Annotated in this window: 18 protein-coding genes and 1 rRNA gene; 7 read left to right on the top strand and 12 right to left on the bottom strand. The window is 36.2% G+C overall.

Annotation, left to right across the window (positions count from 1 at the left end):
* Positions 1 to 89: 89 nt before the first annotated feature.
* From B0A80_RS15940 to lon, 3 genes are all read right to left on the bottom strand, one after another.
* Positions 90 to 692 (bottom strand): murein L,D-transpeptidase catalytic domain-containing protein, encoded by a 603-nt coding sequence (locus B0A80_RS15940; protein WP_070908177.1) that lies wholly within the window; start codon positions 690 to 692, stop codon positions 90 to 92.
* Between the two features lie 4 nt (positions 693 to 696).
* Positions 697 to 1,716 carry a type IX secretion system protein PorQ gene (gene porQ / locus B0A80_RS15935; RefSeq protein WP_089077907.1) on the bottom strand — a complete coding sequence of 340 codons (1,020 nt, stop codon included), beginning with the start codon at positions 1,714 to 1,716 and terminating at the stop codon, positions 697 to 699.
* A 174-nt stretch (positions 1,717 to 1,890) separates the two neighbouring features.
* Positions 1,891 to 4,344: an endopeptidase La gene (gene lon, locus B0A80_RS15930; protein ID WP_089077906.1), complete on the bottom strand. Its 2,454-nt coding sequence runs from the start codon at positions 4,342 to 4,344 to the stop codon at positions 1,891 to 1,893.
* Positions 4,345 to 4,630: 286 nt separating this feature from the next.
* Here lon and B0A80_RS15925 point away from each other — a divergent pair, with 286 nt between their 5' ends.
* The 5 genes from B0A80_RS15925 (at position 4,631) to B0A80_RS15905 (ending at position 9,477) form a co-directional block, all read left to right on the top strand.
* Positions 4,631 to 5,185 carry an RNA polymerase sigma factor gene (locus B0A80_RS15925; RefSeq protein WP_026110196.1) on the top strand — a complete coding sequence of 185 codons (555 nt, stop codon included), beginning with the start codon at positions 4,631 to 4,633 and terminating at the stop codon, positions 5,183 to 5,185.
* Positions 5,182 to 5,721, top strand: coding sequence for an anti-sigma factor (locus B0A80_RS15920; RefSeq protein ID WP_089077905.1), 540 nt, complete (start codon positions 5,182 to 5,184; stop codon positions 5,719 to 5,721). Before B0A80_RS15925 ends, B0A80_RS15920 begins: the two co-directional genes overlap by 4 nt.
* Positions 5,705 to 6,769 (top strand): DUF4097 family beta strand repeat-containing protein, encoded by a 1,065-nt coding sequence (locus B0A80_RS15915; protein ID WP_233430758.1) that lies wholly within the window; start codon positions 5,705 to 5,707, stop codon positions 6,767 to 6,769. The genes B0A80_RS15920 and B0A80_RS15915 overlap by 17 nt, the downstream gene beginning before the upstream one ends.
* Positions 6,770 to 6,790: 21 nt before the next feature.
* Entirely contained in the window at positions 6,791 to 7,522 is a 732-nt protein-coding gene (locus tag B0A80_RS15910; RefSeq protein WP_089077903.1) for a head GIN domain-containing protein, read from the top strand.
* Positions 7,523 to 7,647: 125 nt separating this feature from the next.
* A complete protein-coding gene (locus B0A80_RS15905; protein WP_089077902.1) occupies positions 7,648 to 9,477 on the top strand; it encodes a serine hydrolase domain-containing protein in 1,830 nt (609 codons plus the stop codon).
* A 168-nt stretch (positions 9,478 to 9,645) separates the two neighbouring features.
* Here B0A80_RS15905 and B0A80_RS15900 read toward each other — a convergent pair whose 3' ends face one another.
* From B0A80_RS15900 to B0A80_RS15875, 6 genes are all read right to left on the bottom strand, one after another.
* Positions 9,646 to 10,965 carry an MFS transporter gene (locus B0A80_RS15900; protein WP_070908182.1) on the bottom strand — a complete coding sequence of 440 codons (1,320 nt, stop codon included), beginning with the start codon at positions 10,963 to 10,965 and terminating at the stop codon, positions 9,646 to 9,648.
* 145 nt (positions 10,966 to 11,110) lie between these two features.
* Entirely contained in the window at positions 11,111 to 11,923 is an 813-nt protein-coding gene (locus tag B0A80_RS15895) for a M48 family metallopeptidase (RefSeq protein ID WP_070908183.1), read from the bottom strand.
* A gap of 86 nt (positions 11,924 to 12,009) precedes the next feature.
* On the bottom strand, positions 12,010 to 14,409 hold the full coding sequence (locus tag B0A80_RS15890) for a glycoside hydrolase family 31 protein (RefSeq protein ID WP_089077901.1): 2,400 nt from the start codon (positions 14,407 to 14,409) through the stop codon (positions 12,010 to 12,012).
* A gap of 488 nt (positions 14,410 to 14,897) precedes the next feature.
* Entirely contained in the window at positions 14,898 to 16,802 is a 1,905-nt protein-coding gene (glgB, locus tag B0A80_RS15885) for a 1,4-alpha-glucan branching protein GlgB (RefSeq protein ID WP_089077900.1), read from the bottom strand.
* A 36-nt stretch (positions 16,803 to 16,838) separates the two neighbouring features.
* Entirely contained in the window at positions 16,839 to 18,119 is a 1,281-nt protein-coding gene (locus B0A80_RS15880; RefSeq protein WP_089077899.1) for a glucose-1-phosphate adenylyltransferase, read from the bottom strand.
* Positions 18,109 to 19,536 carry a glycogen synthase gene (locus B0A80_RS15875; protein WP_089077898.1) on the bottom strand — a complete coding sequence of 476 codons (1,428 nt, stop codon included), beginning with the start codon at positions 19,534 to 19,536 and terminating at the stop codon, positions 18,109 to 18,111. Before B0A80_RS15875 ends, B0A80_RS15880 begins: the two co-directional genes overlap by 11 nt.
* 139 nt (positions 19,537 to 19,675) lie before the next feature.
* On the opposite strand from B0A80_RS15875, the gene B0A80_RS15870 reads away from it, so the two are divergent.
* Complete coding sequence (locus B0A80_RS15870; protein ID WP_089077897.1) at positions 19,676 to 20,542, top strand: alpha/beta hydrolase; 867 nt, start codon at positions 19,676 to 19,678, stop codon at positions 20,540 to 20,542.
* A gap of 48 nt (positions 20,543 to 20,590) precedes the next feature.
* Positions 20,591 to 21,235: an endonuclease III domain-containing protein gene (locus B0A80_RS15865; RefSeq protein ID WP_089077896.1), complete on the top strand. Its 645-nt coding sequence runs from the start codon at positions 20,591 to 20,593 to the stop codon at positions 21,233 to 21,235.
* A gap of 5 nt (positions 21,236 to 21,240) precedes the next feature.
* Here the strand turns inward: B0A80_RS15865 and B0A80_RS15860 are convergent, their stop codons facing one another.
* The 3 genes from B0A80_RS15860 to rrf form a co-directional block, all read right to left on the bottom strand.
* A complete protein-coding gene (locus tag B0A80_RS15860; RefSeq protein WP_165769269.1) occupies positions 21,241 to 21,675 on the bottom strand; it encodes a Cif family virulence factor in 435 nt (144 codons plus the stop codon).
* Between the two features lie 15 nt (positions 21,676 to 21,690).
* Positions 21,691 to 22,143: a DUF1569 domain-containing protein gene (locus B0A80_RS15855; RefSeq protein WP_089077895.1), complete on the bottom strand. Its 453-nt coding sequence runs from the start codon at positions 22,141 to 22,143 to the stop codon at positions 21,691 to 21,693.
* Between the two features lie 603 nt (positions 22,144 to 22,746).
* Positions 22,747 to 22,856: ribosomal RNA gene (rrf, locus tag B0A80_RS15850) — 5S ribosomal RNA — on the bottom strand.
* Positions 22,857 to 22,906: the final 50 nt, after the last annotated feature.

Genomic DNA, 22,906 nt, shown 5'->3' with positions numbered 1-22,906 from the left:
GAATAAAATTCAGGACAAAAAAAATGCTGTTGAAGGAAAAACAACAGCAATATATGATTTAAGTATCTTTAAACTATGTTCCAGGTTTGCTAATAATAAACATCCAGAATGATATTTGACTTAGAACAATCTATATATTTTTCGAGTCTTTTAAAGAACTGTTCATTAACCATCGGGCAGCCATGGCTGTTACTGATGTAATAGTCCTGCTCTTCATAAGGAACTGCCGAATAATAATGCAACACTATGGCTCTTTTTAAAGCATTATTATTGGTTTCATCCAGACCGTTTAATTTATAGGCTTTTCCGAAGATTCCTTTATAACATTTCTGAATCACATATCGGCCTAAAGCAGTGCAATTGGAATTAGGAGTATTACTAAAACGCAAACTTCCTTTTACACCCGTTTCTGATCCTGAGCCGTGTGCTACAAGCCCCTGATCGATAATTTTACTGTTCACCAGATCGTAAACAAAAAAACGATTTTTGCCTGACGGTATGCTCATGTCAACGAAAAAAGCAATTTTGGTATTGTATTTAGAATCAATACTCATCATGTTTTTTATTTCGTTTACTCTAAGATTCATACGCTCTACTTCCAGAGTGGAAATAGCGGTTTCTTTTTTATAATAGTGTTTTGTACCCGTAAAAACACCTACTGTTAAAAACAAAAACAAACTAAGTATTTTCATATCATTACTGAAAATTTAAAATTAAACCAAAAAGACTTGTATTTGCTGCTAAAGTATATCTGGAATATGAATAATTAAATTTTAACCTGTTCATTTTTAATCCAAATCCTACTGACACCCCTGAAAAATTACGCTGTTCATTCACCCGTAATTCTTCTCCCCTTCTAAAATTATATCCTAAACGCAAATTAAATGCTTTTTTTGGAAAAAGTTCTACTCCTAAAACAACATGCCTTAAAGCGTTGTTTAAAAATGAAACCTTTTCTTTGTTTGTTGATCCATCTATGCTGGTTCCTCCACGAACGGGATTCGAAAAAGAGATGTTCCACTGTTGCAAATTTTCTAATGTAAGATGCCAGCGAAGGGGCACATGCTCTAATTCCTGAGAAACTCCAGCCACAATTTCAAATGGTAAATTTTCTTTTATACCCGAGTACGTTGTAAACTGTGTACCTATATTACGGATTACCAGACCCAAATTTACGTCATTTTTTTCAATTACATACAAAAAACCTAAATCAATTGCTCCTCCTATCGAATTATAACTTTCTAACGTTGAAGTTATTAGCTTAGCACTTGCTCCGATATGCAAATCAGTATAAGGAACATTATAAGCATAACCCAATGAAAGTGCGCCTTCACTCCCGGTAAAATTAGAAGTAGCCTGACCATTTTCATCATAACCTTCGAATGAACCATAATTAACATAACTCACTCCTGCATAAAATGTCTGCACATGTCTGTCGTAAGTATAAGCATAAGAAGCAGTTCCATAAGAAGCTTCTCCATAGTAACTCCCATAATTCAGAGCAAGACGATTGTCCATATCTTCATTTAAAGCTGCAGGGTTAGACATCACCTGATTGACATCCTCGTCATAAATCGTGATTGTTTCTCCACCTAAAGCTGCCTGTCTCGGAGAGGTCGTTAAATTCAAGAACTGATAGGTGTGACGCCCTCCTATTTGCCCATAACTAACAGAGCAAATTGTTACTAATAAAAATAAAACAAACTGTTTTAACATTCTTTTGGGGCGATCCTATAGAGGGATAACGCAAGTGCGAAGATAAAATTATATCAATTATAAAAATAAAATACGATAAAAATAAATTCCAATAAAAAATTCCAAATTCCAAAACTGAGTTCTCAGATTGGAATTTGGAATTTAGATCTTGTTTTTTAAAGTCTACACTTTAAACTATTTCAGCGTTTTCGCGTTTTTAACGTTCTGATCGGTCAAGGCCAAAGCCAGAACTTCACTCATTTCTTTTACATAATGAAAAGTAAGTCCTTCTAAATATTCGGCTTTAATTTCATCAATGTCACTTTTATTTTCATGACATAAAATAATCTCTTTGATATTGGCTCTTTTTGCTGCCAGTATTTTTTCTTTAATTCCGCCCACCGGTAAAACTTTACCACGAAGCGTAATTTCACCTGTCATGGCTAAACTTTTCTTTACTTTCTTTTGTGTAAGTAATGAAACTAAAGACGTTAACATGGCTATTCCGGCACTTGGACCGTCTTTTGGTGTTGCGCCTTCCGGTACGTGTAAATGGATATTGTACTTTTGAAACAACTCAACATTCAAGCCTAATTTTTTAGCATTGGCTTTGATGTACTCTAAAGCAATTGTAGCCGATTCTTTCATTACATTACCAAGGTTTCCGGTAATGGTCAAAGCTCCTTTTCCTTCAGAGATCAACGATTCGATAAACAGAATATCTCCACCAACACTCGTCCAGGCTAAACCTGTAACTACTCCGGCAATATCATTGTTTTCATATTTATCACGTTCCAATCTTGGTACTCCCAAAACAGTCACGATATCTTCGTCGGTTACTTTTTTATTGTACTCTTCTTCCATCGCAACCGCTTTTGCTGCATTACGAATGACTTGAGCAATTTTAGTTTCAAGATTACGAACTCCGGATTCGCGTGTGTATCCTTCTACGATTTTTTCCAGTTGTTTTTTACCAATGGTCAAATCTTTAGCCGTCAATCCGTGTGCTTCTAATTGTTTCGGGAAAAGGTGTCTTTTGGCAATTTCAACTTTTTCTTCGATGGTGTAACCGGACATTTTAATGACTTCCATTCTGTCACGTAATGCCGGCTGAATGGCTGACATATTGTTTGAAGTTGCGATAAACATTACTTTAGACAAATCGTACCCCATTTCAAGGAAGTTGTCGTAAAAAGCATTGTTTTGTTCCGGATCTAATACTTCTAATAAGGCTGAAGACGGATCACCACTGTTACCGCTTGACAATTTATCAATCTCATCCAGTATGAAAACTGGATTTGAGGTTCCGGCTTTTTTCAAACTCTGAATGATTCGTCCCGGCATAGCACCGATATAAGTCTTTCTGTGTCCGCGAATTTCAGCTTCATCACGTAAACCACCTAAGGAAATACGTACGTACTCACGTCCTAAAGCCTCAGCAACCGAACGACCGATAGAAGTTTTACCAACTCCCGGAGGCCCTGTCAAACAGATAATTGGCGATCTCATATCGTTACGAAGTTTCAATACCGCCAAATGTTCGATCATTCTTTTCTTTACTTCTTCAAGTCCAAAATGATCTTTATCTAATACTTTTTGTGCATGTTTTAAATCGAATTTATCTTTAGAATATTCCCCCCAAGGTAATTCTAAAAACAATTCCAGGTAGTTACGCTGAATTCCAAAATCAGGAGATTGCGGGTTCATTCTGCGCATTTTAGACAATTCTTTTTCGAAATGTTTCTGCGTTTTCTCGTCCCACTTTTTGGTTTTCGCCTTCAATCCCATTTCATCCATTTCTTCCTCTTGCGAAACGCCTCCCAATTCTTCCTGAATGGTTTTCATTTGCTGGTGAAGGAAATATTCACGCTGCTGCTGGTCTAAATCAAAACGAACTTTTGACTGAATGTCGTTCTTCAATTCTAATTTTTGCAGTTCGACATTCATGTAACGCAACGTTTCAAGCGCACGTTCTTTTAATCCGTTTATCGATAACAAACCTTGTTTTTCTTTTACGGATAAATTCATATTAGAAGAAACAAAATTGATTAAAAACGACTGGCTTTCAATGTTTTTAATCGCAAAAGTAGCTTCTGACGGAATGTTTGGACTTTCTTTTATAATTTGAATCGCCAGTTCTTTTACCGAATCTAAAATTGCGGTAAACTCGGTATCATCTTCTGCCGGACGTTCTTCTGAAACTTCTTTGATCGTGGCAGTGATATAAGGTTCTTCTGAAACCACTTCGTCAATTTCAAAACGTTTTTTACCTTGTAGAATTACGGTTACGTTTCCATCAGGCATTTTTAAAACGCGAAGAATTCTGGCTACGGTTCCAATTTTATGAATATCATCTTTTGACGGGTCTTCGTCTTCTTCATTAATTTGAGAAACCACACCAATAATTTTTCCACCGGCATTGGCATCATTAATTAATTTGATTGATTTATCTCTTCCTGCCGAAATCGGAATAACAACTCCCGGAAATAAAACGGTATTGCGCAATGGCAAAATAGGCAACGATAGCGGAAGCTCTTCGTTATTCATTTCCTCTTCGTCTTCCGGAGTTAATAATGGAATCAAATCTGCTTCTGAGTCAAATTCCTGAAGTGACAGATTGTCAATTGTGAGTATTTTATGGTTTGACATAATAGTATATAAGTCGTTTTGTCATTAAATATTTCATACTAACCGCAAATATAACTTTACAGGCGGCAGTTTTAGCTAAATCTGTGCAAAGTATTTCATTTACAAGATTAGCGGTAAAAATAGACAATCATTGTGCCAAAAGCAAAAAAGAAAGTTTTGAAATTGTATGATAGAAGTTAAATAACCTATGAAAGACAATTATTTTAAAAAAAAATAAAATTAATTTTATCAAAACTGTAACAAACCCAAAAAAGCAAAGTCATTATTAAAAACTAGCAACAATTACTTGAGTATAACTAACCAGAATATCGAAGAATTAATCACGCTTTGTAAGGAGAACAACCAAAAAGCGCAATTCGAAGTTTACAATCGTTATTGTAAAGCGATGTACAATGTGGCATTCCGCATTGTGAAAGATGAACATTTTGCACAGGACGTCATGCAGGAAGGTTTTCTGAAAGCTTTTACAAAAATCAATGATTACAAACAAGAAGTAGCGTTTGGTGCGTGGTTAAAAAGAATAATCATCAATTACAGTATTGATTTTTATAAAAAGAATAATGCTTTTCAGGCAGAAGATTTGACTAAAACCCTTTATAAAATAGAGGAAAATGACAGTGTATTAAGTGACAGCATTGACCTTAATTCACTTAAAGTAAAACAAGTCTTAGATACGATTTCGAACCTGAAAGACAATTATCGTATGGTTTTAACCCTTTTTTATATTGAGGGTTACGATCAGGAGGAAATTAGTGAAATATTAAACATCAGTTATGCTAATTGCCGGACGACGCTAAGCAGAGCAAAAGAAAGTTTACGAAAAAAATTAGAGGAGATATGAAAAAGGAAAATGACGATTTAGATCAATTATTTAAAAAGTTTGAGAACCAATGGGATGTAGCCGAATTAACTTCTGACCATCAGCTTGATTTCTTAAATAAATTAAACAAAAAGCAACCTAAGAAGAAAAATCATGCGGTTTGGGCCATTGCTGCTTCAATTGTGGTATTGTTGGGGGTATCTATATTCTACAACAGTTATCAGGAGCCTAAACAGTATAAGTTTGCTTCGAAGGAAGCCAAAAGAACTGATTCGATATTCAGTATTTTAATTGATAATGAGCTAGTAAAATTAAAAGAAAAAAGTTCTCCTCAGAATGAACAGATTATTAACGATGCCTTAAAACAAATGAAGGTGTTTGATACCGATTATGCAAAAATCATGAAAGAACTGCAGAAAAACGGTGAAAACAAACAAATTATTTACGCCATGATCAGTAACCTGGAAACACGTATTTCCTTTTTACAAACGGTATTGAAACGCATTGAAGAAAATGAAAATTTTAAAACTAACACTACACATGAAAAAACATTATAAAATACTCATCCTATTGCTTTTACTTCCTTTTTTAGGATTCTCAAACGATGATAATAGTTACATCACTAAGCAAAAGAACATTAAAAAAACCTATATCGTAAATTCGAACGCAGGTATTGATATTGACAACAAATACGGAGACATCACGGTAAGTACCTGGAATGAAGATAAAATAGACATTGACATTACTATTAAGGTAACCAGTAAAAATGAAAGCTGGGCAAACCAAAGACTGAACAGTATTGATGTTGACATTACAGCTCTTAAATCGATGGTTACTGCGGTGACAAACCTTGGAAATTCTTCGGTAAGAAGTAAAGGAAGTGCTGATTTCTTTGAAATTAACTATGTCATTAAGATCCCGAAAAACGGTTCGGTAAAACTTAATAATAAGTACGGAGATATCACGACGCTAAGTTTAGAATCCTCCACAGATATTACTTGTAAATACGGAAAGATAACGTTAGGAAAACTAAATGGCTCCAGCAATCGAATCGAAATAGGTTATTGCGATAACTCGACCATTGAATCTATTAAAACCGGTAATATTGAAGCACGCTATTCTAACTTGAAAATTACGCAAGCCGGAAACTTAAATATAGACTCCAATTACACCGATTTATATTTGCTTAATGAAGGTCAGAACATCAAATACGATAGTAATTATTCCACTTTTAAACTTCAAAAAATCAGTTCGCTGACGGGTTCAGGAAATTACTTAAGTGTTTCTGTTGGAGAACTCTCCGGTAATTTGAATATTGACACTGCCTATTCAAAGATAAATGTGGACACTCTGAACGAGAAAAAAAAGAATGTGAATGTAGCGAGCAGTTACACGAATGTATCACTGGGTTACAGCGCTGATCTTGCTTTTGATTTTGACATTAACACCAGATACGGGAATATCAAGTACGACAGTTCATTAGAAACATCAGTGGCGGAAAGCAAAGGCAGTGCTAAAAAAGTAAGCGGTTACAATAAGAAAAAAGGACAAAGCAAAATAACGGTAACTACCAGCTATGGTAATGCTGCGTTAATCAAAAAATAACAATCTAAAACAATCAAAACAATGAAAACATCAGTTAAATTATTCGTTTGCAGTGCATTTTTATTCAGTTTTATTGCAAATGCTCAATGGTCTAATAAAAAGCTAAAAGGAAATGGCAATGTCGTTTCTGAAACCAGAACCACTTCTGATTATGATGGAATAAAAATTTCCGGTTTTTTTGATGTGGATTTAGTGGCAGGGAAAGAAGGAAAAATTACAGTAAAAGGAGAACAAAATTTACTAACTGCCATTAAAGTTGAAGTAGAAAATAATATTTTAAAAGTTTATGTTGAGAAAGGAGTCAATCTCTCCCCAAGTCTTGGCAAAAAGATTGAAGTGACGGTTCCTTTTGAATCCATATCCGGATTGACTTTATCCGGTTCCGGGGACGTTCAATCAAAAAGCACGATCAAAAGCGACAAGTTTCTAGCAAAACTATCCGGCTCAGGAAACTTTAATCTGGCTTTAGACTCCAACGATCTTGAATTAACTTTAAGCGGATCAGGAGATGTAAATTTAAAAGGAAATGCTGCTAATTTTTCTACCATATTATCAGGTTCCGGAGATATCGATGCCGCAAATCTTAAAACAAAAAACACCGAAGTAACCATTTCAGGATCAGGAGATGTTCGTGTAAACTGTACTGAAAGTATAAGTGCAAAAGTTTCAGGATCCGGTGATGTGAGATACAGCGGAAATCCAGAAAAACGAAGTGTAAAAGTTTCAGGATCAGGAAGTATCTCAAAAGCTTAATTCTATAAAAAAAGCTCAATAATAAAAGATTTTACCATCATCAAATCAAAGAACAAACAGCTTACTTTTCTTTTATTATTGAGCTTATATTTTAAAAGCGGTACCGCGATCAAAAATCACTACCAATGAAACGAACTTTTTTAGTTTTACTTCTGATTACCTCCTGCACTTTATCTTTTTCTCAGGAAACAACTATTTCTGAAAAAATCAAATCTCTGGACAGCTTAAAAAATGGCACTGCAGAAATGATGTCAAAATACAACCTTAAAGGATTGAGTGTTGCTGTTTTTGAAAATTACAAAGTAATCTGGACGAATCAATGGGGTGTAAAAGCGGCAGATACAGGAGAAAAAATTGATTTGAACACTGCTTTTTCTACTGCCTCCATTTCAAAGCCTATCGTCGCAATTGTTTGTGCAATTTTAGAGGAAAAAGGATTAATCAACCTTAATGCCCCTATCTCTCAATATCTAAAATCATGGCAATTGCCTAAAAGTGACTTTACCTCAAAAACACCCGTTACCTGGAAGCATCTCTTATCCCATACAGCCGGAACAAGTCAGGGCGGTTTCGAAGATTATTATCAGGGAGATTCTATTCCCTCAATTGTAGAAAGTCTGCAGGGCAAATTATTACCCCGGTCTAAAAAGCCTATCGAATTTCTTTTCAAACCTGAGACTGACTGGCAATATAGCGGTGGCGGTTATGTAATTATTCAATGTGCTCTGGAAGATCATTTCAAAAAGCCATTGGCACAAATTGTCAAAGAACAGCTGCTTGATCCTTTGCATTTGCAGAATTCAACTATGATTCAGCCCAATGAAAATGGTTTTCTGACTAATATTGCTAAAGTACACAACAGTAATGGCAAAATAATCCGAACAGGAATTCCCATCACGCCACAAGTTGCGCCTTCGGGACTGTGGTCAACTCCTACTGATCTGGCCTTAATTGCGATTGAAATGCAAAAAGCACTTGCTGGTAAAGGAAAGGTGATTTCTAAAGCCGTGGCTGAAAAGGTTACAAACATAGTAACAATGAAAGGTCCACGAGGATGGAGTTACGGATGGCAACGCAGTCTTGGATACGGAAATCTTGACTGGTTCTCGCATGATGGCTCTAATACCGGAACCGGTGGAGATTTGCTTGCTACCATGAAAAATGGTAACGGAATTGCCATTTTAGCCAACGGTGACAAACCTAACAGACTTCCCGTAATGACGTACATCGAAAAAGAAGTCATCACAAAACTAAACTGGTCTAAACCAATTAAGGGAGGTGCAATCCAAATTCCATCAGAATTAAAAAATGCCATAAAAGGGTATTATACTGAGATTCTGTACGGATATGACCGAATGGGAACAACTAAAATAGCTGAAGAGCATAACGGCCTCTATCTTTACTCTCCATTTTTAAAAGAGAATTTTAATACCGAAAAAACTAAGATGTATTACTTAGGAAACAATACTTTCAAAATCGATAATTATCCCAACGAAATTCATTTTAACTTACTCAATCATAAATTACAAGCCATAACGATCACCCGTGCAGTTAGTACCACGCGATTTTTGCAGCTTAGCCTGGAACAAATCAGAACGCCTCAGACTCAGTTAATCGAAATATTCAGTGAGAATACGTTTGAAACTGCTGTTAATCAATTTAAAAAATTAAGATTAAAATATCCTGACTATAATTTTGAAGACGATCTAAACAATTTTGGTTATAATTTGTTTAATAAGAAACTAACTGATCTTTCGGTTCAGATTTTTGCTCTTAATTGTTCAGAATATCCGGCTTCTGCAAATGCTTTTGACAGCTTGGGTGAAATTTATGAAGCCATTGGACAATTAGGTCCTGCCAAAGAGAATTACTTAAAATCGTTGGAGTTAAATCCTAAAAACGAAAATGCTGCGCAAATGCTTGTAAAAATCAATGCGCAGCTTAAATCTAAATAATATTGAAATAGAGCAACATTTTAAAGCTTTAGTTTAAACACGAATTCCACGAATTTGCACAAATTTTAATAAACTACCCCTGTTTGTGAAATGAATTCCACAAACAAATTAGTGACAATTCGTGCAATTCGTGTTATTTTTTTATACTTCTACTCACATGGTGTTTTTTTAAAGTGCCTTTTTTGGTACTCGTCTTAAAAGGAAAATGGCAGTAACAAAGAAGATGGCCAAAATCACAATTGCGGCACGTGGGCTTCCGGTGATCTGATCGATGATGCCATAAACACACATTCCGATTACAATTCCGATTTTCTCCGCTACATCGTAAAAACTAAAGAAAGAAGCAGTGTCTTCTGTTTCCGGTAATAATTTAGAATAAGTCGAACGGGACAATGCTTGAATTCCACCCATCACAAATCCCGCCACAGTAGCCATCACGTAAAAATGCATTGGTAATACTATAAAGTACGCCAAAGCACAAAATACAGCCCAAATACTATTGATCACTATTAAGGTTGGAATGTTTCCGAACTTAGCCGAAGCTCTTGAGGTTAAAACTGCTCCAACAACTGCTACTAACTGGATAATCAAAATACATTTTATTAATCCAATGGTGCTATCTTCTTTGGTTGCCCACTCAATTTCCTGCGCTCCAAAATAAGTCGCTACAAGCATTACCGTTTGCACCGCCATACTTGAAACAAAAAATCCGCTTAAATATCTTCTTAGAGCAATGTTATCTTTTAGCAAAGCCCAAACCTTTTTTAACTCTTTAAAGCCATTAAAAACAACTGAACTGGTTAATTTCTGACCACTCGCTTTACTACCTTTTGGCAAATAGTAGTAGGTATACTGGCTGAATAGAATCCACCAGACTCCAACCATTATAAAAGAGTAGCGCATTGCTTTCATCGCAGCTTCTCCATCGGTTCCGGTAATACCAAAAAGTTTTGGTTTCATAATCATTGCTAAATTGATAATAAGCAACAATACACTACCAATATACCCCATCGAATACCCTTTGGCGCTAATTTTGTCCTGCTGTTCTTCAAAAGCAATATCCGGCAGATAAGAGTTATAAAAAACCAAACTTCCCCAATATCCCAGCAATCCTAAGAAATAAAAGGCTAATCCTGTATAAATATTATCGAGATCAAACCAATACAATCCCATACAGGATAATGCTCCCATATAACAAAAGAATTTCATAAACGCTTTCTTATTCCCCACATAATCGGCAATTCCGGATAATAAAGGAGAGATAAAAGATACTACCAAAAAGGCTGCTGCGGTAATAAAACTAATTAAGGCTGAATTTTTAAGGTGCATTCCAAATACATCAATATAATGGTCGCGATCTGTAAATAAAGCTTCATAAAAAATGGGAAATACTGCCGATGCAATCGTTAAGGTGTAAACCGAATTGGCCCAGTCGTAAAATGCCCAGGCATTCAATAATTTCTTATCTCCTTTTTGTAGGTTCTTCATAGTAATGGTTTTGTTAACAGGCTACGAATTTATTTCTTTTTTATCACAATCAAATCAATTTTCAGTAATTCATGTATTAATAAATTATCAACCAAAAAAAAGCCATCCTGAAAAGGATAGCTTTGTCTATTTTATCGTAAAAAATCTATTTAATGATTCCTACTTTTAGTGCTGTTGCTCTTGCTTCCGGTATTAAAGCTCTTATATTGGCAATCCTTGAAGCATCTGAAGGGTGTGTACTCATAAACTCCGGTGTTCCCGATCCTCCGGATTTGGCCGACATTCTGCTCCAGAACGAAATAGCATCATCCGGATTGTAACCTGCAATGGCCATTAACGTCAGACCAATTTTATCTGCCTCAGTTTCATTGCTTCGACTGAACGGCAACATTACTCCCACCTGTGTACCCAGACCATAAGCCTGTGCAAATATTTCCTGTGTTTGCTGGGTTTTACCGCTTGTGGCTGCTCCTAAAGCAACGCTTCCTATTTGTTGTAACTGTGCGGCACTCATTCTTTGTGCGCCATGATTCGCTAAAGCGTGTGAAACCTCATGTCCCATAACGGTAGCTAAACCGGAATCATTTTGTGTTACTGGTAAAATTCCCGAATACACCACAATTTTTCCTCCGGGCATACACCACGCATTCACCTCTTTATTGTCTACGAGTTTGTACTCCCAACGATAATCTTTCAAATACTGCGATTGTCCCAGGTAAATCAGGTATTTTTCGGCTGCTGCCTTAATTCTTCCTCCTACCAATTCTACTTTTTTCGCATCTGCAGTTCCCGTAATTACCTTGTTTTCGGATATGAAAGTATTGTATTGCTGAAACGAAGATGGAAATAATTCACTGTTTGAAACAAAATTCAAATTTTGTTTTCCTGTAATGGGATTAGTCGCACAACCGGCCGCTAAAACAACGGCAAGTAAGCCTGATGCTAGATGTTTTCTCATGATAGTGGTATTATAACAACATACAAAAATACGATTATTAATTTTTCCACTTTTATATAATTATCAAAAAAAATATCAGGATTATACTATTCGCCAATGATATGAAGTTCGTTAAACTCTTTATCAACGATTAAAAAATGATTAAGTTCAAAACCTTCCTTGTCAAATACTATTTTCTCATTATCAATTTCAATTTCAGTCACTTTAAAAGGCAGTCCAATTAAATTGATTTTATACTTACTGTACGGTGTATCATACTTTCCTTCTTTGTGTAACTGAACGATAAGCTCTTTCTCTTTTCCAATGGTACTGAAAGATAAAAAGCTGTAACGTCCTTTTTTGTAATCATATCCATCCTGTGCATCTTCGTAAACGACTGACTTTTCTTTTCCAAGTTTGAAGTATAAATCGAGTGTTAATTCATCAAATTCGAGTTCGCCAACATATTGCTGTACGGGATACTTCGGAATAACAGCTCCTGCTTTTACAAAAACCGGAATTTCATCAAATTTAGTATCAATCCAAACTTCTCTGCCTCCTGTTGCAAATTCGTTGGTCCAGTAATTGTACCACTCTCCTCTTGGAATGTACATTCGTCTGCCGACAGCATTTGGTTCGAGTATCGGACATACTAAAATTTGATTCCCAAAGATGAATTCATCATTACGATAATGAGTTTGGGTATCTTCCTGATCGTAATATACTAATGGTTTTAACATCGGAACTCCTTCTTCAATATACTGCCAGAACATGGTGTATAAATAAGGGAGTAATTGATAGCGCAGACTGACAAACTTACGGGTAATGTTGATGACTTCTTCATCAAATGCCCAAGGCTCCTGATTGCCATGATCTCCGGAAGAATGCGTTCTGCAAAACGGGTGAAATACGCCTAACTGAATCCAGCGGGCGTACAATTCTCCGGTAGGCTGTTCGGCAAAACCTCCAATATCAGAACCGGTAAATCCCATTCCGGATATGCTCATTCTTTGTACCTGAATGTTGGCAATCCATAAATGCTCCCAGGTAGCAACGTTGTCACCTGTCCACGAAGAAGTATAACGTTGTGCTCCGGAGTAGGCCGATCTGGTGATCACAAAAGGGCGTTTAGGATAGACAAAACGTTTTACTCCATGATAAGTAGCTCTGGCCATTTGTGTGCCGTATATATTGTGTGCTTTTCGATGACTGCATGGATTTCCGTCGTATACATGACGCACATCTGTAGGAAATGTTTTGTTGGGAACTTCCATTACAGCGGGTTCGTTCATATCGTTCCAAACTCCTTTGACACCAATATCTGAAATTAATTCTTTAAATAACCCAGCCCACCACTCTCTTACAACGGGATTTGTATAATCGGGAAAATTACATTCGCCCGGCCAGACTTTCCCTTTCATATAAGGCCCATCGGCTCTTTTGCAGAAGTAATCTTTTTCTAAGGCTTCCTGATACACCCAGTAATCTTTGTCTATTTTGATTCCCGGATCTATGATAACTACTGTTTTAAAACCGTCTTCAGCCAATTCGGCTACCATTTTTTTAGGATCGGGAAAATAGTTTTTGTTCCAGGTAAAACATCGGAATCCTTCCATATAATCGATATCGAGATAGATGGCGTCACACGGAATTTTGAGTTCTCTGAATTTTGAGGTGATTTCTTTTACTTTACTTTCAGGATAATAACTCCATTTGCATTGATGGTATCCCAGAACCCAAAGTGGCGGCAGTTCCGGTTTTCCGGTCAAATCGGTATAAGTGGTTACAACATCCTGCATTTGCGGACCATAAATGAAATAATAATTCATTTCTCCTCCTTCTGCCCAAAAGCTGGTAACGTTTCTTCTTTCCTGACAAAAATCAAAAAAGGTTCTAAAAGTATTGTCGAAAAAGATTCCGTAAGATACTTTGTTGTGCAAACCAATATAAAACGGAACCACCTTGTATAACGGATCCTGTTCTTTTTGGTAAGCATATTGATCGGTGGCAAAATTCTCAAGTCTCTTGCCTTTTAGATTCATCTGCGTTGCTTTGTCTCCCAGACCGTAAAAACACTCCCCGTCTTTAGAGGATTTACTCATTTTTACGATATTTCCTCCGTATTCATAACTTTCTTCCCAATGGAAACCAAGTTCGTCTTCCAAAATAAGAAAATCGTGTAAATCGTAAATAGCAAGACGTAAATCTCTTTTTTGAATTTTACATTTTACTTTACTGGTCCTGATTTGAAAATAGGCTTCCTCTTCGGTAAGTTCTAAAAAGTTGTAACCGTGAAGCTGTGTTTTATCGACGGCATACGAAAAATCATTACTAAAATACCCTTTTGTGGTAAAACGAAAACGAATCAAACTGTCTCTAAGAATAGTGACTTTTAAGATTACTTTATTGTCGGTATGAAAAAAAACAGAATCTCCTTCATGTTGATGCGAGATGATTTTTGATGGATATAAATCGCCCTTGTATTCTAATGCTGTATTTGTAATCATGTCGATTTCTGTATTAATTATATAACGTTAGTCTCCCTTTCAAACATACAAAAAAACCAGATAACCCTCTATAAATAAAAGGATTATTCACGAAAACGTTTTTTCTGAATGAGTATTAATTATCCTCTTAAAAATTCAACAAATCGATAATTTAAGAACGTGAAACTGATAAAATAATATATTGACTGTCAGCTAAACGGACCAATAACTCAATAATACGAATAGATGAGACGCATTTGATGGATTTTCATTGACATCAATATAAATTACTTTCTATCGCCACGAATTGCACAAATTATAACGAATTCATCTGCCACAGATTGAAAGAATTAAAATGATTTTTCCCAAATCTGCACGATCTACATCAACTATTTTATAGGACTATCCACTAAGCGGATTAATAAGTTCATCTATACCATACTGACTTTAAACAATATAAATATAAAATCCCTGCTTATCGGTCTAAATCGGTGTCATCCGTGTGCCATCTAAACAAATGAATACACGGTGATACTCAAAGGCGGTAAATCTAAAGCTACGGAATAATCTCTCCCGTCATAAGGCGATGACTCTATTGTTAATACCTGCGGATTTCCTACACCGCTTCCTCCATAAATAACAGCATCACTATTAAAAATTTCCTGTAGTTTACCTTTTTCCGAAATTCCTATTCTGTAGTTTTCACGGACTACCTGTGTAAAATTGCCAACGATAATTAAATTTTCTTTCGGATTATTTCCTTTTCGGATGTACGATAAAACCGCATTCTGATGGTCTGAATAATTGATCCACTCAAAACCTTCTCCCAAAAATTGTTTTTCATACAATGCAGGACGAGTTTTGTATAATTGATTCAAATCTGTAATTACTTTTTTAATTCCGAAATGGTAGTCGTATTGCAGTAAATGCCAATCCAGACTTTTCTCAAAATTCCATTCATCGCTTTGCCCGAATTCAGATCCCATAAACAATAACTTTGCTCCGGGATGTGTGAACATATAACCGTACAGCAATCTTAAATTGGCAAATTTCTGCCATTCGTCACCCGGCATTTTATTGGCAATCGATTTTTTTCCGTGCACCACTTCGTCATGCGAAAACGGCAGCATAAAATTCTCCGTAAAAGCATAAGTCATCGAAAAAGTCAACTCATTCTGATGGTATTTTCGGTAAACGGTTTCTTTTTGAAAGTATTTTAAAGTATCGTGCATCCAGCCCATCATCCATTTCATTCCGAAGCCCAAACCTCCTGTAAAAGTTGGTCTGGAAACCATTGGAAAGGATGTGCTTTCTTCAGCAATAGTTTGAACTCCATCAAAATTAGCATAGATTACTTCATTGAACTCTTTAAGAAAACTTATCGTATCTAAATTTTCTCTTCCCCCATAAATATTCGGTTCCCATTCCCCTTCGTTTCTCGAATAATCGAGATACAGCATAGACGCCACGGCATCCACACGCAAACCATCGGCATGGTAATGCTTCAACCAGAAAACGGCATTGCTGATGAGGAAAGCGCGAACTTCATTACGTCCGTAATTAAAAACCAAACTTTTCCAATCCGGATGATATCCTTTTCTACGATCTGGATGTTCGTATAAATGCGATCCGTCAAAAAAGCCCAAACCATGTACATCATCAGGAAAGTGCGACGGCACCCAGTCTAGAATAACACCAATACCGGTCTGGTGTAATTTATCTACCAAAACCATAAAGTCCTGTGGTTTTCCGAAACGCGAAGTCGGTGCAAAATACCCTGTGAGCTGGTATCCCCATGAAGGATCGTAAGGATATTCCATAACCGGCATAAATTCTACATGTGTAAAACCGGTTTCCTTTACATACGCAACCAAATCATCTGCCAGTTCTAAATAGGTTAGAAAGCGATTATGTTCTCCGCGTTTCCAGGATCCCAAATGCACTTCATAAACTGAGTGAGGCTTATCTAATGCATTATTCTTCTGACGTGATTGCATCCATTTTTCATCCTTCCAGTTATAATCCAAATCCCAGACTACAGAAGCGGTATGAGGTGGTTTTTCGCAATATAAAGCAAAAGGGTCTGCCTTTTCGGTAACGATTCCGTCAATATTCGATTGAATTTTATATTTGTATAAAGTCCCTTTTGAAACCTCCGGAATAAATCCTTCCCAAATACCCGAAGAATCCCAGCGTACCTGTAAAGCATGTTCACCTTGTGTCCAGTAATTAAAATCACCCACCACAGAAACCGATTGCGCTGTTGGGGCCCACACGGCAAAATACACTCCTTTTACTCCATCAACTTCAATTAAATGCGCTCCTAATTTTTCGTACAACTGGTAGTGTTTTCCCGCTTTGAATAAATTAATATCAAATTCGGTAAAGAGAGAATGCGTAATTACTTTAGACATATTTGGTTTTTAAGGCAATAATTAATTCTAAACGTTTTATTCAATTCTAAAATTGTCAGAGAGAATAGCTCCTTTTTTAATCACAACAATACCATCTTTGATACTGTACAACTCGTTCGTAAAATTATCCAAATGTTTTCCGCCACTAATGTGAACGTTATTTCCAATTCTGACATTCTTATCAATCAGAGCATTCTGTATGAAACAGTTTTCACCAATACCAACGTGAATTTTATGGATTGCGGCTTCACGATTTAATTCGTCCAGATCCTGATAAAAATCGTTCCCCATCACATAACAATTCTCCAATACAGTTCCCTCTCCAATTCTGGAACGGATTCCAATGACTGAACTTTTAATTTCTTTGGCGTTAATGATACATCCTTCCGAAATTAACGATTGATTGATGGTAGAATTTCTAAATTTAGAAGGTGGTAATAAACGAGGTCTTGTAAAAATTTTATTGTCGTTATCAAACAAATTAAATTCAGGAATATCAGCCGTCAGACCAATATTAGCTTCAAAGAAAGATTCAATATTCCCGATATCGGTCCAATACCCTTCGTATTGGTAACTCAGAATTTTATGTTTGCCTACAGCCTGCGGAATGATTTCTTTTCCAAAATCCTTTGTTTCCGGATCAGCCATCAGCTCTACGAGTAGTTCACGGTTGAAAATATAAATTCCCATAGAAGCCAGATATTTTTTCCCCTTCTCTTTCATGTGTTCACTTACATCAGATTCCCATTCGGGTAACAATGAGGCATGGGGTTTTTCGATAAAAGCTTCGATAAAACTCTCGTGATTGGTTTTAAGAATTCCAAACTCAGGTGCGTCTTTAGCATTCACCGGCAATGTCGCAATCGAAATCGCAGCATCAGCAGCAATATGCGCCTCCAGCATCTCATTAAAATCCATTTGATACAATTGATCTCCGGATAAAATCAAGGCATAGTCAAATTCGTGTTTTAAAAAATGAGACATACATTGTCTAACGGCATCTGCTGTTCCCTGAAACCAGGTTGGATTATCAGGAGTTTGTTCTGCCGCCAGAATATCTACAAACGACTGGCTAAAGATGCTAAAATTAAAAGTGTTTTTAATATGTGCGTTTAGAGACGCCGAGTTGAACTGTGTCAGGACAAATATTTTAAAAATATCAGAATTAATACAATTGGAAATAGGGATATCCACCAATCGGTATTTTCCACCAATTGGAACTGCGGGCTTAGATCGGGTTTCGGTTAATGGGAACAAGCGTGATCCTTGTCCTCCTCCTAAAATAATGGCAACTACATTCTTCTTCTTAAATTTCATTTTTCTCAATTATTAGGTTGTATATCTCGATGTATTCTTGGCATGCACGCTCCCAGGAATGATCTGTCCCCATTCCTTTCGCTCTAATATTTTTAAAATTAATTTTATCCCCATATAATTTGACGGCACGATTGATCGAATAACAAATATCCCCTACCGAAGCCTGGTCATGGCACACTCCGTTACCATCGTCACCAAAATCTATTACCGTATCTCTCAAGCCTCCGGTTCTTCTCACAATCGGAACTGTTCCATAACGCAGTGCGTACATTTGGTTTAAGCCACAAGGTTCAACTCTCGAAGGCATTAATATAAAATCTGCTCCTGCGTAAATCAAATGTGCTAATGCTTCATTATACCCAATAAAAATGTTGTAATTCCCTTTATAATCATTCCGCAATTGAACCAATTGTTCTTCAATCAACGAATTTCCTGATCCCAGAATCAGTATATTAATATTTTCAAAATTTTCAGATAATGCCAGTGCCGAAGCCTGTGGAAGCAAATCCCCTCCTTTTTCCTCAAACAGGCGCCCTATAAAACTAAATAATGGTTTTGCAGGATCGAGTTCAAACTCCTCACACAATTTTTCTTTGTTCTGTTGTTTTCCGATATCAAAAGTATCTATCGAATAATTACTCTCAATCATTTGGTCTTTGGCAGGATCCCAAACTTCAAAATCTATCCCGTTTAAAATCCCCTTTGATTTGTGTCGAACAGATTTGAAAAGGGCTTCTAAACCATTTGCGGCATTATTAATTTCGTCGAGATAACTTGGAGAAACCGTAGTCACAGCATGAGCACACTTGATTCCTACTGCTAATGAGTTAATCGAATGGTCCCACTCTAAGAAACCAACATGCTTCAAATCAAACTCAGGCAAATAAAATAGCTTATCAAAACCAAACCAACCCTGATACAGACCATTGTGTATTGTAATTACTGATCTTACACTGCTAAGACTTTCATATTTGTAAGCATATTGAACTAAAAACGGAATCAATCCGGTGTGGTGATCGTGGCAATTTAAAACATCAGGAACTTTATTACGTGCTGTAATCCAGTCTAATGCCGCAATCTGAAAGGATACAAATCTTTCAATATCATCCTCATATCCGTAAACATTTGGGCGATCGAACAATTCTTTAATTTCAATCAGATACAACTCATATCCCAATTTATCTGTTGTTTCTTTTAAAACACTAAACGGAAAATTAAAATTCCCCAACTTCACATTTCCCCAATGAACACATTCAAAATCATTTTCTTTTCTGAATTTTGTGTCATAACAAGGAACCACAACACGAACGTCGTGACCAGCTTTGGTCTGATACTTAGGCAATGCGCCAACCACATCGGCTAAACCGCCCACCTTTGCCATTGGATAACACTCTGCACTGATGTGAAATATTTCCATTCTTAAAATTTATATGCGTACTAAATACTATTTTCTCAATACTTTTTTTCAGTAAACATCTATTAATGTGTTACTTTTATCTTTTTTTAAATTTAGGAAAAAATAAACAGAATCCAGCCCTCAGAAAAAAATTATTGATATGTCAAAAAAGGAAAATAATCCTACTAAATCTCTAAAAATTCCCAAGTTTATTATTGCATCCGCTAAAATTTGTGCCTTTTTTTCAACAAAACTGGTTACCACTTATGCCGCAAAACTTTTCACAACTCCTGTAAAACATAAAGTTCCAAAACGCGAATTGGATATGGAGCAAAAAAGTATTCAAAAAACCATTTACGTTCCCGTAATTAATAAAAGCGTCGTTACGTATGAATATGGGAAAAGTGATCGCAAAATTTTACTCGTACATGGTTGGGCCGGAAGAGGAACCCAATTATTCAAAATAGCCGATGAACTTTTAAAAAATGGCTTTTCAACGGTAAGTTTTGATGCTCCTGCACATGGAAAATCCGAAGGAAAAAGTACGATTATGTCTGAATTTATTGCTTCAATTTTAGAAATTGAAAAACAATTTGGCCCTTTTGAATTTGCGATCGGTCATTCCTTAGGCGGAATGTCTGTCCTAAACGCGATTAAAGACGGATTAAAGGTAAAAAAGGCAATAGTAATTGGCAGTGGCGATATTGTACAGGACATATTGAATGATTTTGTAGCCAAACTAGAGCTAAAACCGGAAATCAGCGAACGTTTACGCGATCATTTTGAAAAGAAATATCAGGTGAAAATGGATGATTTTTCAGCTTATAAAGCAGCTCAAAAAGTTAAACTACCTGTTCTCGTAATTCATGATCATGATGATCCCGAGGTGTCTGTAAAAGCAGGAATACATATTCATAAACAACTGGAAAATGGAACTTTATATCTAACAGAAGGCTTAGGACACCGAAAAATTCTAGGCAATCAAAATGTCATTAAAAAAACGATAGATTTCATCAAAACCCCTTAATTTTGTGATAGTTATATTTTCTATTGTTCAATTCTAAAGAAACTAAAGATGGACTTATTTGGAGAAACAACAAACTGGGAAACAAAACTGGAACCCATTCTAAGCAAATATAAAGGAAGAAAACATCCTTTAGACTATCAAAATACTTATCAATTGCTAATAATGGTTGTTCTGTCTGCTCAGGATTCCGATGCCAACATCAATAAAATTGCACCGGCACTATTTGAAAAATATCCCACACTAAAAAGCCTGTCTCAAACCGATGCAGAAACTTTTATTCCATACATAAGTAAAGTCCGTAATTATCCCACAAAAGCACAATGGCTTTTAGAAATTGCAAAAACGGTTCAAAATGATGAAGACATTCCATTAACCATGAAAGAATTAACCGCTTTAAAAGGTATTGGAAGAAAATCAGCTAATGTAATTTTACGAGAAACTCATCAACCGGCAGAAGGAATTATTGCCGATTTACATGTCATACGCGTAGCACCAAGAATTGGTATTATCAAAGAGAGTAAAGACGGAATTAAAACAGAAAAAGACCTAATGCAGGTTTTGCCCAAAACCATTTGGTCTGAAATTGGTATGGCGATTTCTTTTTTAGGAAGGGAAACCTGCAGACCTAAACCCAAATGTGATGAGTGCACAATTGCTGACTCCTGTCATTACTTTGCAACTGAAATTGCATAAAAGCATTATTTTCTTCGGGTATCGATCAGATAGATGATTTTCCAGTTGTCTTTTTCTTTAAACAAAGTAAAAGTATTTACTCCCGAATGACTCAGTTTATCGTTCACATAAAACTGATAGGGTGCCCAAACATGTGCTATTGTTCCGTCAATTTGGATATTGTAGCTTAAAATCTTTTCAGAAAATTCAATATTAGACGGGATGGTAGCAATTGATTTATAGAATTTACCCGCATTCTCCTCTGTAAGTTTGTTTCCTTTAACCAAACTCTCACTAATAGATTGCAGGACTATCCTATCCGCACAAACAGATTTCATCCTTACAGTATCCCTTTGGTGAAAACCTTCAAAAAAAGTTTCAATACTCTTCTGGACTTCCTGCTGCTGTGCGTTTACAGCAAATCCTAAAAATAACGAACTTACAATACAGAACATTTTCATAAGCAAAGCATAAAATTAAACCCCAAATTGACTCAGATGATGCTCCAGATGTTTAGCAAACATATTACTCCATTCTGTTGCAGTTAATCTGCCAAAAGAATGCGATTCTTTACCGTCGAAATCTTTTTCACCCAACAATTGCGTTTTATTAATGTAAGCAATCAATCTATCTCTTTCAAGATCGAAATCACGACTACCGTTTATGATAAATTGAGATGCAGTGGGATTATTATGTTTATACGGTGTCTCACTTACCACCTTATTTTTAACCAATGTCTTTAAAATAAACTTCAAAAAGAAACCTGGTTTGGGATGAATATCATCGTAAACCATCTCATAGGAAACATTACAGTGTGCCAGCATTTGCGCCACATCCATTTTACCCCAGAGCCCTTTCGAATCCGGTTGAAGCAAATTAATACGTTTTACAAACTCATCACTATCTCCTTTATAAAAGACATTTTTCATCGCACTCCGATTTTTAGATAAATTAAACACTAAAGTAAAAATATGATTTTTATCTGAAATTACAATCTTTGATTACAACCCATCGAAAAAAAATTACTCTCAGATTTTTAAGTTAATACCTACTTAGCAAAAATATAGTAAAGATAGTTATGGCGTTTCCCTACGGGTCGGGCTGTCCGCTAAATCTTTTGCGATAGAAGTTTCAGGGAATTTTTAGAAGTACGGTAATCGCAAAAGGATATCGCTTCCATCCCTAACGCAGTCTGTGATAAAAAGAATATTCAAAGAAAAAAGGACTAAAGTTTTTAAACGCAAAGCCAGCAAAGGTTTACGCAAAGCACGCAAGGAAAAAAGGGCTGAAAGCCCGAAAAGCAAAGAGCATAGTGCGAAGCACTATGTATAAAGCAAAATAAACAGCAAACATCGCCCCGAAAGGGCAAAAGCAATTTTCACTCCTGTAAATCAAAAAAAATCCGTTCTGATCCGCGTTTTCGCCTGGCGAATCCGTATCATCCGCGTACTTTTTTAACCGCAAAGCGCGCAAGAATTTAAAAAACGTTATAAAACAAAAAACCCTATCCGATTTGGATAGGGTTCTTCAAAGAAAGGCGACGACATACTCTCCCACATAACTGCAGTACCATCTGCGCAGGCGGGCTTAACTTCTCTGTTCGGGATGGGAAGAGGTGAGCCCCGCCGCAATAACCACCTTAAGGCTGTTAGTTGCTTGGGCAACTTTTTAATTGACAATTGATAATTAAAA

This window comes from Flavobacterium tructae, from assembly GCF_002217475.1.
Lineage (GTDB): Bacteria > Bacteroidota > Bacteroidia > Flavobacteriales > Flavobacteriaceae > Flavobacterium > Flavobacterium tructae.
The sequence above is the reverse complement of the archived record's forward strand: the minus strand, read 5'-3'. Positions and strand labels throughout refer to the sequence as shown.

Coding starts and splice junctions, on each gene's coding strand:
- lon (WP_089077906.1), bottom strand. CDS start 4,344: ATGTCAAACCATAAAATACTCACAATTGACAATCTGTCACTTCAGGAA.
- B0A80_RS15940 (WP_070908177.1), bottom strand. CDS start 692: ATGAAAATACTTAGTTTGTTTTTGTTTTTAACAGTAGGTGTTTTTACG.
- B0A80_RS15875 (WP_089077898.1), bottom strand. CDS start 19,536: ATGGAAATATTTCACATCAGTGCAGAGTGTTATCCAATGGCAAAGGTG.
- B0A80_RS15895 (WP_070908183.1), bottom strand. CDS start 11,923: ATGAGAAAACATCTAGCATCAGGCTTACTTGCCGTTGTTTTAGCGGCC.
- B0A80_RS15905 (WP_089077902.1), top strand. CDS start 7,648: ATGAAACGAACTTTTTTAGTTTTACTTCTGATTACCTCCTGCACTTTA.
- B0A80_RS15865 (WP_089077896.1), top strand. CDS start 20,591: ATGGACTTATTTGGAGAAACAACAAACTGGGAAACAAAACTGGAACCC.
- B0A80_RS15915 (WP_233430758.1), top strand. CDS start 5,705: ATGAAAAAACATTATAAAATACTCATCCTATTGCTTTTACTTCCTTTT.
- B0A80_RS15860 (WP_165769269.1), bottom strand. CDS start 21,675: ATGAAAATGTTCTGTATTGTAAGTTCGTTATTTTTAGGATTTGCTGTA.
- B0A80_RS15920 (WP_089077905.1), top strand. CDS start 5,182: ATGAAAAAGGAAAATGACGATTTAGATCAATTATTTAAAAAGTTTGAG.
- B0A80_RS15880 (WP_089077899.1), bottom strand. CDS start 18,119: ATGAAATTTAAGAAGAAGAATGTAGTTGCCATTATTTTAGGAGGAGGA.
- glgB (WP_089077900.1), bottom strand. CDS start 16,802: ATGTCTAAAGTAATTACGCATTCTCTCTTTACCGAATTTGATATTAAT.
- B0A80_RS15890 (WP_089077901.1), bottom strand. CDS start 14,409: ATGATTACAAATACAGCATTAGAATACAAGGGCGATTTATATCCATCA.
- porQ (WP_089077907.1), bottom strand. CDS start 1,716: ATGTTAAAACAGTTTGTTTTATTTTTATTAGTAACAATTTGCTCTGTT.
- B0A80_RS15870 (WP_089077897.1), top strand. CDS start 19,676: ATGTCAAAAAAGGAAAATAATCCTACTAAATCTCTAAAAATTCCCAAG.
- B0A80_RS15855 (WP_089077895.1), bottom strand. CDS start 22,143: ATGAAAAATGTCTTTTATAAAGGAGATAGTGATGAGTTTGTAAAACGT.
- B0A80_RS15910 (WP_089077903.1), top strand. CDS start 6,791: ATGAAAACATCAGTTAAATTATTCGTTTGCAGTGCATTTTTATTCAGT.
- B0A80_RS15900 (WP_070908182.1), bottom strand. CDS start 10,965: ATGAAGAACCTACAAAAAGGAGATAAGAAATTATTGAATGCCTGGGCA.